This is a genomic window from Sphingomonas populi (genome assembly GCF_004208535.1).
Lineage (GTDB): Bacteria > Pseudomonadota > Alphaproteobacteria > Sphingomonadales > Sphingomonadaceae > Sphingomonas > Sphingomonas populi.
This window is the reverse complement of the sequence record NZ_SGIS01000107.1, coordinates 1-3327: the sequence shown is the minus strand read 5'-3', so window position 1 is coordinate 3327 and position 3327 is coordinate 1. Positions and strand designations below refer to the sequence as shown.

Here is a 3327-nt window from a genome sequence, read left to right as displayed (position 1 = left end):
CGCTCGGTGGCTTGATCACGATCGTGAGGATCGCGGTCCAGCGCGACGTTCCCGCCTCGGTGCCACGCTCATAGGCGGTCTCGGTCCACTTGACCTGAAACGAGCGGTCCGATGCTCGCACCACGCTAGTGACCTGCACCGACACGGTCCGCTCGCCGATACTGGCGAAAGGGTCGGCGGCCCGTGCGTAGTCGCCAAGAAACTGGCTGCCGCGCTTGGTCGTGAAATCATAGGCCTCGAGCCAGTCCTGGCGAACGAGCACAGGATCGAGCGAACGGCCACGGACGTTCGCGATGAAGCGCGACACATGCCATGCAATCTGCGGATCGGTCGGATGATAGCTGGCCTCGGCCTTGGTGACGGCGCGAGCCTCACCGAGCCGATCGACCTCGACGACATAGGGCGTGACGCGGCTTTGAGACGATTGCCACATCAGGCCGGACGAAAGGCAGCCGGTCAACGCGAGACAGCCGAACGCCATCAGTCGCCAGTTGCGCGCTTGCACGCGAGCGGACCCGATCCGCTCGTCCCAGACCTGGCCGGCGCGTTGATAGGGCGTTTCAGCTTGCGGGGTTCGTCCATATCGCTGGACAGTCCGTTTGAAGATCATCGATCAGTCCCTTTCCTTGATGTCGGGGGTGGCGGAGGCGCCGCCGCGGTCACCCTGCTGGATGGCGTGCAGCGCGACCTGGCGGTGATGACGAGCGGTCTGTTGGCCGTGCATGGCGCGTGCCCATGCGGGAACACTGTCGCTGCCGGGGCTTTGCGCGGGATCGCCGCTGCTGGTGCGATGGAACGCATTCCATGCGGCGGCGCGGCCCTGGGAGGCGGCTTCGCCGAGGCCGAGCACGCTGGAGGCGCGTTCACGCGCGGCGTTGCCTGCGGCCCGCGCGACACCGCCGAGGCCGGCCGTGATGGTCGGGGCCGGTGCGGCCTCCTTGCCAAGGTTGTACGCGGTCGATGCAGCAGATCCCATCGACGTGCCGGCGCGGACAGCGCCAAGCACGGCACCACCAAGCGCGCTCGCGCCACCGACGGCAGCGCCGCCCGCGAGCATAGTGATGCCCGCCGCGCCGGCCGTGGTGCCGAGCGCCGCGCCGGCGCCGAGCTGTGGCGCACCAGCGACAAGGCCGGATGCGATGCTGGGACCGAATATGCCGAGGCCGAAGATCGTGAGGCTGGCGAGCATCAGGCTCATCGCCTGGCCGATATCCGGCTCATGCCCCTGCAGCGCCGCAGTGAACTCGGTGAAGAAGTTCGAGCCGATGCCGACGATCACGGCGAGCACCATGACCTTGATACCGGACGACACGACATTGCCGAGCACGCGTTCGGCGAGGAAGCTGGTGCGGTTCCACAGCGAGAACGGCACCAGGATGAAACCGGCCAGCGAGGTCAGCTTGAACTCGACGATGGTCACGAACATCTGCACGGCAAGGATGAAGAAGGTGATGATCACGACCGCCCACGCAAACAGCAGCACCGCGATCGTCAGGAAATTGTCGAAGAAGGTTGTGAACCCCATCAGTTGTGAGACTTGCTGAAGGAGCGGCCACGCCGCCGAGAAGCCGGTGCCCGCCAAGCGGCCGGGTTTCAGGAGATCGGCCGCCGTCAGCGTGCCGCCGCCGGCAGTCAGGCCGGCCTGGGCAAAGGAGCGAAATATGATGTTGGAGAGCGTAGAGAAGCTGTTCAGGATGAACGCGAACGCCCCGACGTACAGGATCTTCTTGATGAACCGGCCCATGACATTGTCGTCGCCGCCAAGAGCCCAGAACAGTCCGGCCAGCGTGATGTCGATGCCGATCAGGGTTACGGTCAGAAAGCGGACATCACCGCCGAGCAGCCCGAACCCGGCGTCGATGTAGGTGATGAACGCCTGCATAAAGCGGTCGATGACGTTGAGATCGTTCACGAGGCCATGTCCTGCGAAATGAGAGAGGCCGTCGGGCGGGGCAGGGGGAGGTGAAGATGCGTGGGGTGCATCTTCCCACCCCGCCCTCCGGTGCGCCTAACGGGGGGTGTAGGCGGTGCCGGAACCGAGGAACTTGCGTGTAGCGGCCTGCGCGTCGATCTGGGCCTGCGCTAGCCGCGCACGCTCGATCGTCTCGGCACGATATTGCGCGGCCATCATGGTCTGGATTTGGAACTGCTGCTTGGCGGTCAGCGCGAGTAACTGGTTGGTGGCTTGGCTGACCTGCAGCGATCCCTCGGCGCCTTGGCTTTTGGCAACGAGCGATGCCAACGTCTGCGTGTCCGACGCAACATTCTCAGCGACCTGCGCCTGTACGGTCATGGTATGCTGGTAGGCGGACATCGCGGTGTCGAGCCGCGTGCGGGCAGCGATGACCTGATCGTTGGTCCGCAGCGCGGACGAGAAGCTTTGCGGGAAAAGCTGGCGGAACTGCTGGTCGAGACCGGAAACGCGAAACTGGATGCCTTGCGCCTGGCCCATCAACTGGTCGACCTGCTGCAGCGTCTGCTTGAGCGCCTGCAGCTCCGGGAAGTCGATCCGGGTCAGATTCTTCGCCTGGTTGATAAGCATGTTCGCTTCGTTCTGGAGCGACTGGATCTGGTTGTTGATCTGCTGGAGGGTGCGCGCGGCAGTCAGCAGGTTCTGGCTGTAGTTGCTCGGATCGAACACGGTGAACTGCGCCCGCGCGGGTGTCGCGGTCATGGTCAGGCCCATGACGAGCGAGCCGACGCTGCCAGCGCCGAGCGCGCCTGCGATCAGATATTTGCCTGGAGAGGCGGAATGAATACGCACGGATAGACTCCTCAGCTTGGGGAGCCTTCAAGATCGATGAATTGGTGCGTCGGCGGGAGAACCCGTCTGGTGATAGAGGATGGCAATCGGGGGACACCAATCCCAAGGTCGCTCAGCCCGACTGCAGTGCGGCCGCAATGCAACTACAAGTCACAGGCTGTTACCGACCACGGTCGGTTGCGTCGCGATTGGCGACTGAACGATGCCGGACCCATTTCGGTCTTTCGAGGATCTCTGCGGCGGCATCCGAACGCTGTCGGCATGGATGCAGAACTTTCAGCGCGACCTGCTGGGTTCAAGGATTGACGCGGGCGGCCGGCAGATCGCCTCTTCTCTGTTCGCGGCAGGCAGTGCTCAGTTTGGATTCCAGGCCTCACGCCAAGCGATGAATTCCGAGGGACGGATTTGATAGCGCGCGAAATTTCCCTCGTGCAGTCCTAGGGCGTGGTGACGATTTAACTATCTCAGCCATATAGCGATGGCTGCGAGTTTGACGAAGCCCATGAAGTTGGCGAGCAGCTTGTCGTATCGGGTTGCCACCCGTCGGAACTGCTTGAGTTTGG

4 protein-coding genes and 1 pseudogene are annotated in these 3327 nt (G+C 63.7%); 1 reads left to right on the top strand and 4 read right to left on the bottom strand.

Annotated elements, in window-relative coordinates:
• The 3 genes from trbF to trbJ all read right to left on the bottom strand — a co-directional run.
• On the bottom strand, positions 1-610 hold a 610-nt coding region (trbF, locus tag EWE75_RS24075; protein ID WP_130160563.1), incomplete at its 3' end, for a conjugal transfer protein TrbF.
• 3 nt (positions 611-613) lie between these two features.
• Positions 614-1912: a P-type conjugative transfer protein TrbL gene (trbL, locus tag EWE75_RS24070; RefSeq protein WP_130160562.1), complete on the bottom strand. Its 1299-nt coding sequence runs from the start codon at positions 1910-1912 to the stop codon at positions 614-616.
• A 96-nt stretch (positions 1913-2008) separates the two neighbouring features.
• Positions 2009-2686: a P-type conjugative transfer protein TrbJ gene (trbJ, locus tag EWE75_RS24065; RefSeq protein WP_130160564.1), complete on the bottom strand. Its 678-nt coding sequence runs from the start codon at positions 2684-2686 to the stop codon at positions 2009-2011.
• Positions 2687-2966: 280 nt separating this feature from the next.
• Here trbJ and EWE75_RS24060 point away from each other — a divergent pair, with 280 nt between their 5' ends.
• Positions 2967-3173 (top strand): hypothetical protein, encoded by a 207-nt coding sequence (locus EWE75_RS24060; RefSeq protein WP_130160561.1) that lies wholly within the window; start codon positions 2967-2969, stop codon positions 3171-3173.
• A 50-nt stretch (positions 3174-3223) separates the two neighbouring features.
• On the opposite strand, the pseudogene EWE75_RS24055 reads toward EWE75_RS24060, so the two are convergent.
• A pseudogene (locus tag EWE75_RS24055) lies at positions 3224-3327 on the bottom strand (IS5/IS1182 family transposase); the annotation flags it as partial.

What these genes read in the sequence shown, in the direction of transcription:
- trbJ (WP_130160564.1), bottom strand. Translation starts at nt 2,686, where the DNA reads ATGGGCCTGACCATGACCGCGACACCCGCGCGGGCGCAGTTCACCGTG.
- EWE75_RS24060 (WP_130160561.1), top strand. Translation starts at nt 2,967, where the DNA reads ATGCCGGACCCATTTCGGTCTTTCGAGGATCTCTGCGGCGGCATCCGA.